Origin of the sequence: Candidatus Sodalis endolongispinus, assembly GCF_018777395.1 — a bacterium.
Classification (GTDB): Bacteria; Pseudomonadota; Gammaproteobacteria; order Enterobacterales; family Enterobacteriaceae; genus Sodalis_B; species Sodalis_B endolongispinus.
In genome coordinates this window covers 1,315,610-1,329,116 of record NZ_JAFJYC010000001.1, presented here as the reverse complement: position 1 = coordinate 1,329,116, position 13,507 = coordinate 1,315,610, and the positions used below count along the sequence as shown (strand labels likewise).

The 13,507-nt window shown below is 59.8% G+C and carries 11 protein-coding genes and 2 pseudogenes; 12 read left to right on the top strand and 1 reads right to left on the bottom strand.

The window, feature by feature from the left end; translation table 11 throughout:
- The first annotated feature begins 90 nt into the window (after positions 1-90).
- The 5 genes and pseudogenes from trmJ (at position 91) to sseB (ending at position 5,555) form a co-directional block, all read left to right on the top strand.
- The gene (gene trmJ / locus JZM24_RS06520; protein WP_215670032.1) at positions 91-858 is read left to right on the top strand and encodes a tRNA (cytosine(32)/uridine(32)-2'-O)-methyltransferase TrmJ; all 768 of its coding nucleotides are present in this window, start codon (positions 91-93) and stop codon (positions 856-858) included.
- 214 nt (positions 859-1,072) lie between these two features.
- Positions 1,073-1,570 (top strand): Fe-S cluster assembly transcriptional regulator IscR, encoded by a 498-nt coding sequence (gene iscR, locus JZM24_RS06515; RefSeq protein ID WP_215669090.1) that lies wholly within the window; start codon positions 1,073-1,075, stop codon positions 1,568-1,570.
- A gap of 47 nt (positions 1,571-1,617) precedes the next feature.
- Complete coding sequence (locus JZM24_RS06510; RefSeq protein WP_215669089.1) at positions 1,618-2,811, top strand: IscS subfamily cysteine desulfurase; 1,194 nt, start codon at positions 1,618-1,620, stop codon at positions 2,809-2,811.
- Positions 2,812-3,351: 540 nt separating this feature from the next.
- On the top strand, positions 3,352-4,650 hold the full coding sequence (gene pepB, locus JZM24_RS06505) for an aminopeptidase PepB (protein WP_215669088.1): 1,299 nt from the start codon (positions 3,352-3,354) through the stop codon (positions 4,648-4,650).
- A 111-nt stretch (positions 4,651-4,761) separates the two neighbouring features.
- Positions 4,762-5,555, top strand: a pseudogene (sseB, locus tag JZM24_RS06500) (enhanced serine sensitivity protein SseB).
- Positions 5,556-5,714: 159 nt separating this feature from the next.
- On the opposite strand, the pseudogene sseA reads toward sseB, so the two are convergent.
- Positions 5,715-6,565: pseudogene (gene sseA / locus JZM24_RS06495) on the bottom strand (3-mercaptopyruvate sulfurtransferase).
- A gap of 299 nt (positions 6,566-6,864) precedes the next feature.
- Between sseA and ndk the strand changes: the two are divergent.
- From ndk to JZM24_RS06460, 7 genes are all read left to right on the top strand, one after another.
- Complete coding sequence (ndk, locus tag JZM24_RS06490; protein ID WP_215669087.1) at positions 6,865-7,296, top strand: nucleoside-diphosphate kinase; 432 nt, start codon at positions 6,865-6,867, stop codon at positions 7,294-7,296.
- A 172-nt stretch (positions 7,297-7,468) separates the two neighbouring features.
- The gene (gene rlmN, locus JZM24_RS06485) at positions 7,469-8,653 is read left to right on the top strand and encodes a dual-specificity RNA methyltransferase RlmN (RefSeq protein ID WP_246579901.1); all 1,185 of its coding nucleotides are present in this window, start codon (positions 7,469-7,471) and stop codon (positions 8,651-8,653) included.
- A gap of 71 nt (positions 8,654-8,724) precedes the next feature.
- Positions 8,725-9,495: a type IV pilus biogenesis/stability protein PilW gene (gene pilW, locus JZM24_RS06480; protein ID WP_215669086.1), complete on the top strand. Its 771-nt coding sequence runs from the start codon at positions 8,725-8,727 to the stop codon at positions 9,493-9,495.
- On the top strand, positions 9,485-10,414 hold the full coding sequence (gene rodZ / locus JZM24_RS06475; RefSeq protein WP_215669085.1) for a cytoskeleton protein RodZ: 930 nt from the start codon (positions 9,485-9,487) through the stop codon (positions 10,412-10,414). Before pilW ends, rodZ begins: the two co-directional genes overlap by 11 nt.
- Before the next feature lie 36 nt (positions 10,415-10,450).
- On the top strand, positions 10,451-11,572 hold the full coding sequence (gene ispG, locus JZM24_RS06470) for a flavodoxin-dependent (E)-4-hydroxy-3-methylbut-2-enyl-diphosphate synthase (RefSeq protein WP_215669084.1): 1,122 nt from the start codon (positions 10,451-10,453) through the stop codon (positions 11,570-11,572).
- 18 nt (positions 11,573-11,590) lie between these two features.
- A complete protein-coding gene (gene hisS / locus JZM24_RS06465; RefSeq protein ID WP_215669083.1) occupies positions 11,591-12,865 on the top strand; it encodes a histidine--tRNA ligase in 1,275 nt (424 codons plus the stop codon).
- 13 nt (positions 12,866-12,878) lie between these two features.
- Complete coding sequence (locus JZM24_RS06460) at positions 12,879-13,502, top strand: YfgM family protein (RefSeq protein ID WP_215669082.1); 624 nt, start codon at positions 12,879-12,881, stop codon at positions 13,500-13,502.
- Positions 13,503-13,507 lie beyond the last annotated feature (5 nt).

Below are 13,507 nucleotides of genomic sequence, written 5' to 3'. Positions count from 1 at the left end.
ATAGCAGAGCAACAGCAAAAAACCTACGGCTATGCTACGATATTGCCCACATTTCCCCTGACTTGTAAGACTATGCTGCACAATAAGACTATGCTGCACAATATCCGCATCGTTCTGGTTGAAACGTCACATACCGGCAATATCGGTTCCACCGCTCGCGCGATGAAAACTATGGGCTTAAGCAATCTCTATCTGGTCAATCCCCTGCACCAGCCCGATGCGCAGGCTATCGCTTTATCCGCCGGCGCCAGTGATATCATCGGCAATGCCACCGTGGTTGACAATCTTGACCAGGCGCTGGCCGGTTGCAGCCTGGTGGTCGGCACCAGCGCCCGCTCGCGGACGCTTCCCTGGCCGATGCTGGAGCCGCGGGAGTGCGGCGTCAAAAGCATTCAAGAGGCAGCGCAAGCCCCGGTGGCGCTGCTGTTCGGGCGTGAGCGCTTCGGCCTGACCAATGATGAGTTGCAAAAGTGCCATTTCCACGTCCAGATCCCGGCCAATCCCGAGTATAGCTCGCTCAATCTGGCGATGGCGGTGCAAATTCTGGCCTATGAAGTCCGTGTCGCCTGGCTTGAAAGTCAACGTCAGGACGCAACGGCGCAGGAAGCTTCGGTCTACCCTTTGGCGGAAGATCTTGAGCGTTTTTATCAGCATCTGGAGCAGGTGCTGAGCGGTACCGGTTTCATTCGCCGTGCCCATACGGGGCTGGTGATGAACAAGCTGCGCCGGTTGTTCAATCGTGCTCGGCCAGAAAGCCAGGAATTGAATATCCTGCGCGGCATGCTGACCTCCATTGAACACCCGCAAAAGCCGGAAACGCCCATGCCGGGCACCGGCAACGCACGTCCGCCGGCGTGAAGCCGTTCTGCCTCCGGCATCGCCCGCCGGTAGCATTAGCCCGCGGTGGGGTCCAGGGACGTCCTTATCCGGGGCGGGTTTGCGCCGCCGGGCGCAAGAGACCTTACCGGCGGAAAGGGAATAAATAGTTGAGCAAATTACTCGGTTAAATAGTTGACTACTTTAGTCAGGAATGGCAGACTTTTGCTACGTTATTTTCACCGGTATTCTGATCATGAGACTGACTTCCAAAGGCCGCTATGCGGTCACCGCAATGCTTGATGTCGCCCTGCACTCCGGTAAGGGGCCAGTGTCGCTCGCCGAAATTTCCGAGCGCCAGGGCATTTCCCTTTCCTACTTGGAACAGCTGTTTTCCCGCCTGCGCAAGCACGAGCTGGTGGCCAGCGTGCGGGGACCCGGCGGCGGCTATTTGCTGGGGCGTGACTCTGATCAGATTGCCGTTGGCGCGATTATCACCGCTGTGGATGAATCGGTAGACGCCACCCGTTGCCAGGGTAAAGAAGGCTGCCAAGGCGGCGACCGCTGCCTGACCCATACGCTTTGGCGTGATCTCAGCGTGCGCATCAGCGAGTTTCTCAACAACATTACCCTGGCGGAACTAGTCAGTAATGAAGAGATCCTCGACGTCGCCGATCGCCAGGACAACGATACCCGTCGTCCGATTGCCAACGGCCGGCCGCAGGAAACGATTAACGTCAACCTGCGCGCTTGAGTACAATAAGGGCACCCGCTGTTATTGATGCCTGGAGTTAATGCTTCATGAAATTACCGATTTATCTTGATTACTCCGCCACTACGCCGGTCGATCCGCGGGTGGCGGAGAAGATGATGCAGCATCTTACGCTGGACGGTATTTTCGGTAATCCGGCTTCCCGCTCCCACCGTTATGGCTGGCAGGCAGAGGAAGCCGTTGATATTGCTCGTAATAACATCGCCGCCCTGGTTGGGGCTGACCCCCGCGATATCGTTTTCACTTCCGGCGCCACCGAGTCCGATAATCTGGCCCTTAAAGGGGCCGCTCACGCCTGCCGTGCCAAAGGTCGCCACATTATTACCGCTGTAACCGAGCATAAAGCGGTATTTGACACCTGCCTGCACTTGGAGCAGGACGGTTTCAGTGTCACCTGGCTGGTACCGCCGGCAAACGGCATTGTCACTCCGCAGCAATTAAGCGATGCGTTGCGTGATGATACGATTTTGGTGTCGTTGATGCATGTTAACAATGAAACCGGCGTGATTCAGGATATCGCGGCTTTCGGCGCACTGTGCCGCGCCCGCGGGGTGCTGTTGCATGTGGATGCCACTCAAAGCGTCGGGAAATTGCCCATCGATCTGGCCACGTTGCCGGTGGATCTGATGTCGTTCAGCGGCCATAAAGTGTATGGGCCGAAGGGTATCGGCGGGCTGTTCGTGCGCCGCACGCCGCGGGTGCGGATCGAAGCCCAAATTCACGGCGGCGGCCACGAGCGCGGGATGCGCTCCGGGACGATGCCGGTACATCAAATTGTCGGGATGGGGGAGGCCTTTCACCTCGCGGCGCAGGAGCTGGCGAGTGAAATGCCGCGCCTGCGCCATTTACGTGACCGATTATGGCAGGGGCTGCAACAAATTGGCGGGGTGGCGGTCAATGGTGACCTGGAGCAGGGCGTGGCCACGGTGCTGAACGTCAGCTTTCGCGACGTTGACGGCGAATCGCTAATCATGGCTCTGAAAGATCTGGCGGTATCAACAGGATCCGCCTGCACCTCCGCCAGCCTTGAGCCGTCTTATGTGCTGCGCGCGATGGGGCTGGATGAAGAGCTTGCCCACAGCTCCATCCGCTTCTCTTTGGGGCGCTTTACCACCTCTGAAGAAATAGACTATGCCATCGGCCAGACCCGAACGGCCATTGCGCGATTGCGGGAGGTCGCGCCGCACTACGCCGCCGGCGCCGCGAACTGGATGCAGCGATAGGCAGCTATTGCGGCGGCGGCGCCGCATCGCTGCGCCATGGGGTATACCGGTGGCGTCTTCGCGTCGCTGCGCCATGGGGTACACCGGTGGTGTCGCTGCGACCTGGTTTACGCAGGTGGCATTGCCCCCTCCGACTGCGCTAGTGGTTAAGCCATGGCGCGAATAGACGCGGCGTTTCCCTCTCGCGTTCGCTATGCAGTCAGGCGCCGACGACCCGCTGGGGAACCGTATTCCGTCCATTGTTATAGCCTGTTGTGCGCGGCAGGCCTTTGCCCTGGCGGTATCCGGCCATCGATGCGGCACGCGCGGCCAAGATTCTCCGGGCCGAATTTGTCATTTTTCTGTCATCGGTTTCAACGACCATAACCCCGCCGCTGCTTTTCCCGCCAGTTGCCCGCGCCGGGAGAAAAACTGCTGGCGGCGGCCGTGAGGGTCTGGTTAGATGAAACACAATAGCAGGCGGTCGGGAACCGCGATGACACCCCACTGTACCGGATACGTATAGACGGCATTACTACCCTAAATTATTGGAGCAGTCTCATGATGACCGAAGCGATGCAGCTCACGCTTTCCACCGCGCCCGCCGAGGCGCGCTGGGGTGAAAAAGCATTATTGAGCGCCGATGAGCGTGGAATGACCATCCATTTAACCGGTGATGACGCGTTAAGCGCCATCCAGCGCGCGGGACGCAAAATTGACGGGCAAGGGATAAAGCGTGTCGCGCTGGTGGGAGACGCGTGGGATCTGGCGAGCTGCTGGGCGTTCTGGCAAGGCTATCGCGCGCCTAAAGGCGAGCGCCACGTGACATGGCCGACGCTGCCCGAGGCGGCGCGCAAGGAGCTGGAAAACCGGCTGCAAATCGTTGACTGGGTGCGTCACACTATCAATACTCCGGCGGAAGAGCTCGGCCCGGAACAACTGGCGCAGCGCGCGGTGGATATCATGTCTGCCGTGGCTGAAGATGCCATCAGCTACCGCATCACGAAAGCCGACGACCTGTTTGATAACCAGTATATGGGGTTGCATACCGTTGGCCGCGGCTCCGATCGCCAGCCGGTATTGCTGACGTTGGACTACAATCCTGGCGGCGACGCACAGGCGCCGGTGCTGGCGTGTCTGGTGGGTAAAGGGATAACCTTCGATACCGGCGGTTACAGCCTGAAGGGTAGCAGTTTCATGGATTCCATGAAGTCCGATATGGGCGGCGCCGTTACGCTGACCGGCGCGCTGGCGCTCGCCATCAGCCGCGGCCTGAACCAACGGGTGCGGCTGATTCTGTGCTGTGCCGACAATATGGTGAGCGGCAATGCCTTCAAATTGGGTGATATCATCCGTTATCGCAATGGCAAGTCGGTGGAAGTGATGAACACCGACGCGGAAGGCCGCCTGGTATTGGCGGACGGGCTTATTGACGCCAGTGCGGCCAAGCCGCAGCTGATTATCGATTGCGCCACCCTGACCGGCGCCGCGAAAACCGCGCTGGGCAATGATTATCATGCGTTGTTCAGCTTCGATGATGCTCTGGTGGCGACGCTGATGCAAAGCGCCAGTGAAGAGAATGAACCCTTCTGGCGTCTGCCGCTGGCGGAGTTCCACCGTCAGCATCTGCCGTCCAATTTTGCCGACATGAGCAATGTGGCGGGCGGCGCGCACAGCGCGGGCGCCAGCACCGCCGCGGCGTTCTTATCTCATTTCGTGGAAAATTATCGTCAGGGCTGGCTGCATATCGACTGCTCCGCCACCTACCGTAAAGGCGCGGTGGATCAGTGGTCCGCCGGCGCGACCGGGCTGGGCGTACGCACGCTGGCCAATCTGCTGCTGGCCCGGGCGCAAGACTGATGCCGATGCCCGTCGATGCGACTATAGCAAAGATGCCCGTAACAGCCCGCGCGCGGACTGACCAATCGTTTGACATGACGCCCGCGCAGGCGGCGTCTGGAATTGCAAAGTATGACGTCCTCACAAGATAACGCGCTGGAGCAGGCGCTGCAGCGCGTCGCTGGCGAGCCGGCTTATCGCCCAGCTTTTTTAAACTGTTGCTGACGGCGACGGTGTATGTGCCTGGTGAAGCCGGCGATGATTGGATAGCCGGCGCCGCGCGCGACGACGGCGCATCGCCTGTCACGTTGCAGCATTGGGAAAAGCAGGATGGCAGCTCCGCCATCCCCTTTTTTACTTCGGTGGCCGCGCTGGAAAGGGCGGTGACGGCTCCCCAGCCTTTCGTCGCGCTGCCGGTGCGTACGTTGTTTGCCATGACTGCCGGCGCCGAGCTGTTTCTCAATCCCAAGCTGCCTTACGGCAAGTCTTTCGCGCCCGATGAAGTGGCGGCCCTCTTGAGCAACGACGGTGACGCGTTGACAGAACGGCAGGTTATGGAAGGGGAAACGCGAATGACCCTCAGCCAGCCTGAAGACATGCCGGTACAAATGGTGGAATCGCTGACCGCTTTATTCACGCAATATAAGCAAGTGCGGCGGGCCTTCCTGGTACAGGTGCGGGACGATGCGGAGCAAGAGCCGCACTGGCTAATCGGTCTGGAGTGCGACAGCGATGCCGAGGAGGCCATTCAGGCCACGTGGCAGGTGGCGACCGATACCGCGCCGTACGAGCTGCCGGTGGATATTTGCCTGGTGGAGGAGGGCGAGGCAGGCATCAGCCATTATTTCCTCCATCACATTACCCCGTTTTACGAACGGCGCTGGGGCAGCTGGCTACGGTCGGTTAAAGGCGATGTTCACTCCTAGATACCTTTCCCAGACGCCGAGAGGGTCAAGACAATCTCTTTACGCCAATGAAGGGCATTGGCGCAGGAGTAGTGCCACTGTCGCTGCGGTTCGCCTGGCGCTGCGCGGTCAAATACACCAACGTGCAGCCTGAGGCTTGAACCGCTATGCCACCGAGCGTTATTTGGCGTCGGCGATGGGTGTATCGCTGCGCGCGCCACATTCACTCCATGAGCAGTCATACAGGCTGATGTTCTGTGCGCCCAGCTCCGTGAGAGCCAGCACCGCCACCGCCGCGGTAACGCCGCAGCCGCAGCTGGCAACGATGGGCCGCTCTGGGTCAATGCCCGCCTGGCGTAGTTGTTCTGCCAGCGCCGGTAGGGGCTTTAGATGCCCGTCTTGCACCAACTGATTCCAGGGTAAATTCAGGCTGCCGGGAATATGACCGCGCAGCATGCCGGGGCGGGGCTCCGGCGCCTCGCCGCGAAAGCGCGCGGCGGGCCGGGCATCGACAATTTGCGCCGATTGGTCGGTGCTGATACGGCGGATGTCGTCGAGTGAACGCACCCGATTGGCCGAGATGCGCGGGGTAAAGGTTTGCGGCGCGGGGGTCGGTTGCCACTCCTCCAGCGGCAGGCCGGCACGCCGCCAACCGTCCAGCCCTCCCGCCAGCAGCGACACCTGCCGGACGCCGCTGGTTTGCAGCATCCACCAGGCGCGCGGGGCAGAAAACAGTGAACCATCGTCGTAAATGACGCAGTGGTGTGTGTCGCTAACGCCGAGCGCACCCATATCGCGGGCAAACTGCGCCGGGGAGGTTAGCATATGGGGCAGCGGAGAGGCGCTATCGGACAGGGCCTCGATATCAAAAAATACCGCACCGGGCAGATGACCGGCGCGAAACTCCGCAACACTCTCGCGTGGCCCCTGATAACCGGGCGGCAGCATGCGCGCGTCCAGAATACGTACCTGGGGATCAGCGAGATGTTGCTGCAGCGCCAGGCTTGGGTAACGAATAACGATTGGGTCATCATAGGCTCCGTCTCGGCGTGCGCCTGGCATTGTGCCGGCGCCATCGCATAACAGGCATTGTCGGTTTTTTTGTCGTTGGCTACAAGCCGGGGTGGCTGCGGTTGGGTCAGGGCGCGCAAATGAACGGCTCCCGGGGCGGCGCAGGGTTTTCGCCCTCGGCGCGGCGTCGTTTTTTTAATAAAATGTTATTTTTAAAGGTAGCGGAGCGCTGCGCGCGCCCCTATAATCTGCGCCACTTGCACCGGCCGGCGTAACAGCGAATTAGCGCGACCATAACAAAAACCACCGAGAGGTTCTTATGACCATTGAACGCACCTTTTCCATTATTAAGCCGAACGCCGTGGCCAAAAACGTCATCGGTGCCATTATCCAGCGTTTTGAAAGCACCGGACTTACCGTGGTTGGCGCTAAAATGCTCCAACTGACCCGTGAGCAGGCGGAAGGCTTCTATGCCGAACATAAAGGCAAACCTTTCTTCGACAGCCTGGTGGATTTTATGATCTCCGGCCCCATCCTGGTGCAGGTGCTGGAAGGCGAGGACGCCGTGCGCCGCAATCGTGAAATCATGGGCGCCACCAACCCGGCCAATGCCCTGGCCGGCACCCTGCGCGCCGATTACGCCGACAGCTTTAGCGAGAACGCGGTACACGGTTCGGATTCCGCTGAATCTTCCGCGCGCGAAATTGCTTATTTCTTTGCCGATGGCGAAGTTTGCCCCCGTATTCGCTAATCGTCGCCGCACAACAGAGAAAAAATGCCTGCTTCACCTTTTAAGCCAGGCAGCTCTGCGCTAAAATCAGTGTCCAATGCGCCCCGGATGAGGTGGTAATCCGCACTCGGCCGGGGCATTTCTTTATGTATTTCGCGCCATAACGTGTAATAACGAGGCCTGCAATAAAATGATGTCTGAACAAGTTTTGTCTGAACTTTCACCCGCGGCGGCAGCAGCGTCCGCTTTCCCTGCGCCTGCAGCCCAGCAGAAATTGAACCTGCTTGATATGAACCGCCAGCAGCTGCGCGAGTTTTTCTCATCGCTGGGGGAAAAACCCTTCCGTGCCGATCAGGTGATGAAATGGATGTATCACTATTGCTGCGATGATTTCGATCAGATGACGGACATCAACAAACATCTGCGCGCCAGGCTGAAAGCGCTGGCGGAAATCCGCGCGCCGGAAGTCGCCGAGGAGCAGCGCTCCGCCGACGGCACCATCAAATGGGCCATCAAGGTGGGCGACCAGCAGGTAGAGACGGTCTACATCCCCGAGGATGACCGCGCGACGCTGTGCGTCTCCTCCCAGGTTGGCTGCGTGCTGCAATGTACTTTCTGCTCCACAGCGCAGCAGGGGTTCAACCGTAATCTGCGGGTGTCGGAAATTATCGGCCAGGTGTGGCGCGCGGCGAAGATCATCGGCGCCGCCAAGGTCACCGGCCAGCGTCCCATCACCAATGTGGTGATGATGGGCATGGGCGAGCCGCTGCTCAATCTCACCAACGTGGTGCCGGCAATGGAGATTATGCTGGACGATTTCGGCTTCGGGTTGTCCAAGCGGCGCGTCACGCTGTCCACCTCCGGCGTCGTGCCGGCTCTGGAGAAGCTCGGCGACATGATAGACGTGGCGCTGGCGATTTCGCTCCATGCGCCGAACGATACCATTCGCGACGAAATTGTGCCGATTAACCGCAAATACAATATCGAGACTTTCCTGTCGGCGGTGCGCCGTTATCTTGACAAGTCCAACGCCAATCAAGGCCGGGTGACGGTTGAGTACGTGATGCTCGATCACATCAACGACGGGACCGAGCACGCGCATCAACTGGCGGAATGTTTAAAAGATACGCCGTGCAAGATTAACCTTATTCCCTGGAACCCGTTCCCCGGCGCCCCTTACGGTCGCAGTTCCAATAGCCGGGTGGACCGCTTCGCCAAGGTGCTGATGGGCTACGGATTCACAACCATCGTGCGTAAAACGCGCGGCGACGATATCGATGCCGCCTGTGGACAGCTGGCGGGCGAGGTGATCGACCGTACCGAGCGTACCCTGCGTAAACGTATGAACGGCGAATCAATTGAGGTGAAGGCGGTTTGATGGCAAGCGTTGGCGCTGGCCTTTGACCCACGTTAGTTAATGGAAATAGCGCAAATGAAACGGGCACCGGCATGAAGCTGATTCGGATGGGTGGAATGGCAGTTATCATCGCTTTTTTGGGCGGTTGCGCCGGCGATAGCCGGCAGGCGCAAGGCGACGCGCCGTTACCGCAGGCGACGCCGCAATCCGCTCCCACCCGCTTGCAACTGGGGATGGCCTATTTGGCGGCGGGTAATCTGGATGCCGCCCGGCAGAATCTGTCGATGGCGGTGAAAGCCGCGCCCGACGATTACCGGACCAAGCTCGGTATGGCGCAGTACGAGCAGCGGATCGGCGAAACCGCCGCCGCAGAGAACCGCTATCGCCTGGCCATGAAACTGGCGCCGCAAAACAGTGAAGTTCTGAATAATTACGGTGCGTTTTTATGTCGTTTAGGGCAGTATGTACCGGCGCAACAGCAGTTTGCCGCTGCTGCGCAATCGGCGGATTACGGCGAGGTGGCCGATAGTCTGGAGAGCGCCGGCTACTGTTTTTTCAAATCAGGGGACGATGCACAGGCGCGTACCTTGCTCTCGCGGGCGCTGAAGTATGATCCTGAAAAAGGCGTGGCGCTAGTGTCTGAAGCGAACCGGCAATTAACGGCGGGTCGCGCGGACCGAGCGCAGCGGCTATTGGATATTTACCAACATGTGCTTCCGGCCAGCGCCGAAAGCTTATGGTTACAGATTCGTTTCGCTGCGTTAGCCAACCGGCCGAATGACGTGCAACGTTATGGCACACGGCTTGCGCGAAGTTTTCCACAATCCGAACAGTACCAGCAATTCTTAGCTAATGAATACTGAAGCCCTGCAAGATCAAGCATCAACCACCACGGGCGGACGCCTGCGTCAAGCCCGCGAAAATATGGGACTAAGCCAGCAGGCGGTGGCCGAGCGGCTGTGTCTGAAGGTGTCCACCGTGCGGGATATCGAAGACGATCACGTCAATCCCAATCTCGCCTCGACGTTCCTGCGCGGCTATATTCGCTCTTATGCGCGCCTGGTGCATATATCTGAAGAAGAATTGACGCCGATGATGGCCAAGCAGGCGTCGATAAAGGCCTCGAAGGTGGCGCCGATGCAGAGCTTCTCGCTGGGCAAGACCCGCAAGAAACGCGACGGCTGGCTGATGGGCTTCACCTGGCTTATCCTGTTTGTGGTGATCGGTCTGACGGGCGCCTGGTGGTGGCAAAATCATCAGGCCCAGCAGCAGGATATCGCCAACATGGCCGATCAATCCTCCGCCCAGTTATCGCGGGGGGATGATGCCACGTCGGTACCGCTTGGCGACGGCGCGGACGACGTCGGCCAGCCGCCGGCGGATCAACCGGCCGACGCGGATGCCGGTGCGCCGGCTGCGGCGCCGTCTTCATCACCCGCCAGCGCGGCGCCGGCGGTGGTCAGCCCCTCCGCGCCGCAAGGCGCGGCCGCACCGACAGCGCCCGCCGCCCCGGAGACCAGCGCCGCTGACGCCGACGGCAATGCGCTGGTGATGAATTTTACCGGCGACTGCTGGCTGGAGGTGTTCGATGCCGGCGGCAAAAAACTGTTTAGCGGTACACAGCATAGCGGCGGCAGGCTGAATCTCACCGGCCAGGCGCCGTACAAATTAAAAATCGGCGCCCCTGCCGCAGTGCAGGTTCAGTATCAGGGCAAGCCGGTGGATCTGAGCCGGTTCATCCGGTCAAATCAGGTTGCGCGACTGACCGTGGCCGCCCAGTAAAGAGTAAAGCCAGTCGGCAAGGTTGGAGAAAGATCAATGCATAATTCCGCACCCATAACCCGTCGAAAATCGAAACGTATTTACGTCGGCAAGGTGCCGGTAGGTGACGGCGTCCCCATCGCGGTGCAGTCAATGACCAACACCCGTACCACAGATGTCGCGGCAACGGTGCAGCAGATACAGGCGCTGGAACGCGTCGGCGTTGATATCGTACGCGTATCGGTGCCCACTATGGACGCCGCCGAAGCGTTCAAACTCATCAAACAGCAGGTTGCTGTTCCGCTGGTCGCGGATATCCATTTTGACTATCGCATCGCGCTGAAAGTCGCCGAATACGGCGTTGACTGTTTACGTATCAATCCCGGCAACATCGGCAACGAGGGGCGTATCCGTTCGGTGGTGGACTGCGCGCGCGATAACAACATCCCGATTCGCATCGGCGTTAACGCCGGCTCCCTTGAGCGCGATCTGCAGGAAAAGTATGGCGAACCTACGCCGGAGGCCCTGTTGGAATCGGCCATGCGCCATGTGGATATCCTTGACCGGCTCAATTTCGATACGTTCAAGGTCAGCGTGAAAGCCTCCGATGTGTTCCTGGCGGTGCAATCCTACCGCCTTTTGGCCTCGCGTATCGATCAGCCGCTGCATCTGGGTATTACCGAGGCCGGCGGCGCCCGCGGCGGGGCGGTGAAATCGGCCATCGGTCTTGGCCTGCTATTAAGCGAAGGCATCGGCGATACGCTGCGCATCTCGCTGGCGGCGGATCCGGTAGAGGAAGTGAAGGTCGGTTTCGACATTTTAAAATCGCTGCGTATTCGCGCCCGCGGCATCAACTTCATCGCCTGCCCGACGTGTTCGCGTCAGGAGTTTGATGTTATCGGCACCGTCAATGCCCTGGAGCAGCGGCTGGAGGACATCGTCACGCCAATGGATGTCTCCATCATCGGCTGTGTGGTGAATGGTCCCGGCGAAGCGCTGGTGTCCAAGCTGGGTGTGACCGGCGGCCATAACAAAAGCGGCTACTACGAAGACGGCGTTCGCCAGCGCGAGCGTTTCGATAACGAGCTGATGATCGACCAATTAGAGGCCCGTATTCGCGCGAAAGCGGCGATGCTGGACGAGAATAATCGCATCACGGTCAATCTGATAGAAAAATAACACAGGTAGAGATTCGACATGGCAAAGAACATCCAGGCCATTCGCGGCATGAACGACTATTTGCCGGAAGAGACGGCATTCTGGCAGCGCGTGGAAGGGACACTCAAAGACGTGCTGGCCAGTTACGGCTACAGTGAAATCCGCTTGCCGATCGTCGAGCAGACCCCGTTATTCCAGCGGGCTATCGGTGAAGTTACCGATGTGGTGGAAAAAGAGATGTACAGCTTTGCCGATCGCAACGGCGACAGACTCACCTTGCGTCCTGAAGGCACCGCCGGCTGCGTGCGCGCCGGGATTGAACACGGCTTGCTGTACAATCAGGAACAGCGGTTGTGGTATGTGGGGCCGATGTTCCGCTACGAGCGTCCACAGAAAGGCCGCTACCGTCAGTTTCACCAGATGGGCGCCGAGGTATTTGGTCAGCAGGGCCCGGACGTTGACGCCGAGCTTATTCTGCTCACCGCCCGCTGGTGGCGTGCGCTGGGTATCCACGAGCATGTGGCGCTGGAGCTGAACTCCATCGGTTCGCTGGAAGCGCGCGCGCGCTACCGCGAGGCGCTGGTGGCGTTTTTGCGCCAGCATGAAGACCGTCTGGATGAAGATTGCCGCCGTCGCATGCACACCAATCCGATGCGGGTTTTGGACACGAAAAACCCCGATATTCAGGCGCTGCTCAACGACGCACCGGTTCTGACCGATTATCTCGATGACGATTCCCAGGCCCACTTTTCCGGTCTGTGTGAACTTTTAGACCTGGCCGGCATCCCATATACGGTTAATCCGCGTTTGGTGCGCGGGTTGGATTATTATAACCGGACGGTGTTCGAGTGGGTCACCACCCGTTTGGGGTCGCAGGGCACCGTTTGCGGCGGCGGCCGCTACGATGGTCTGGTGGAACAGCTGGGCGGGCGCGCCACCCCCGCCGTGGGTTTCGCCATGGGGCTGGAGCGGCTGGTGCTGCTGGTGCAGGCGGTCAACCCGGATTTCGCCGCAGCAGCGCGTATCGACGCTTATTTGGTGGCGGCCGGGGACGGCGTGCAGCGTGAGGCACTGCGGCTGGCGGAGCAGCTGCGTGACGCGATGCCTTCCCTGCGGCTGATGACCAACTACGGCGGCGGCAGCTTCAAAAAGCAATTTAGCCGTGCCGATAAGCACGGTGCCCGCGTCGCGCTAGTTCTGGGAGAAAGCGAAGCGGCAGTGGGGCAGGTATTGGTGAAGGATCTGGCCACGGGTAACCAGGAAACGCTGGCGCAGAGCGATGTCGCCGCGCGGCTGGCATCGATTTTAGGTTAAGGAGAAGGGCACCGTGGAAGTCTACAGCACTGATAACAAACAGCGCGATGCGCGGCGCCGCTTTTTTGTCGACAACGGCAAGGCGCTGGCGATAGGCGTCGTGCTCGGCGTTGGCGCTCTGGTGGGCTGGCGTTACTGGCATAATCACCATAACGACGCCATGATGGCGGCATCAAGCGCCTGGCAGCCGGTGAACGCCGGTCTCAGCGGCCAGGCGGCCCAGACGCAGCTGGACGCCGCGCAGCATTTTGCCGACGCCAACGACAATAACTATGGCGCGCTGACCTCGATGGGGTTGGCGCGGCAGTTCGCAGAGCGGGGCGATTTCACGGCCGCGGAGAAGCAGTTGCAAAAAGCGCTCGGCCAGACCCGCGAGGCCAATCTGCAATCGCTTATTAATTTGCGGCTGGCGCGCGTGCAACTGCAGCAGAAAAACGTGGATGGAGCGTTGAAAACCCTCGACGGCGTGAAGGAGCAGGGATGGACGGCGCTGGCAGAGGATACCCGTGGCGATGCGCAGGTGATCAAAGGCGATCAGCAGGCCGCGCGCGCCGCTTATGAAAAAGCGCTGCAGTCCGGCGCGCCGCAGGCGCTACAGGCGCTGGTGCGTATGAAACTGAATAATCTGTCCAGCTGAGAGGG

Coding starts and splice junctions, on each gene's coding strand:
- trmJ (WP_215670032.1), top strand. CDS start 91: ATGCTGCACAATATCCGCATCGTTCTGGTTGAAACGTCACATACCGGC.
- iscR (WP_215669090.1), top strand. CDS start 1,073: ATGAGACTGACTTCCAAAGGCCGCTATGCGGTCACCGCAATGCTTGAT.
- JZM24_RS06510 (WP_215669089.1), top strand. CDS start 1,618: ATGAAATTACCGATTTATCTTGATTACTCCGCCACTACGCCGGTCGAT.
- pepB (WP_215669088.1), top strand. CDS start 3,352: ATGATGACCGAAGCGATGCAGCTCACGCTTTCCACCGCGCCCGCCGAG.
- ndk (WP_215669087.1), top strand. CDS start 6,865: ATGACCATTGAACGCACCTTTTCCATTATTAAGCCGAACGCCGTGGCC.
- rlmN (WP_246579901.1), top strand. CDS start 7,469: ATGTCTGAACAAGTTTTGTCTGAACTTTCACCCGCGGCGGCAGCAGCG.
- pilW (WP_215669086.1), top strand. CDS start 8,725: ATGAAGCTGATTCGGATGGGTGGAATGGCAGTTATCATCGCTTTTTTG.
- rodZ (WP_215669085.1), top strand. CDS start 9,485: ATGAATACTGAAGCCCTGCAAGATCAAGCATCAACCACCACGGGCGGA.
- ispG (WP_215669084.1), top strand. CDS start 10,451: ATGCATAATTCCGCACCCATAACCCGTCGAAAATCGAAACGTATTTAC.
- hisS (WP_215669083.1), top strand. CDS start 11,591: ATGGCAAAGAACATCCAGGCCATTCGCGGCATGAACGACTATTTGCCG.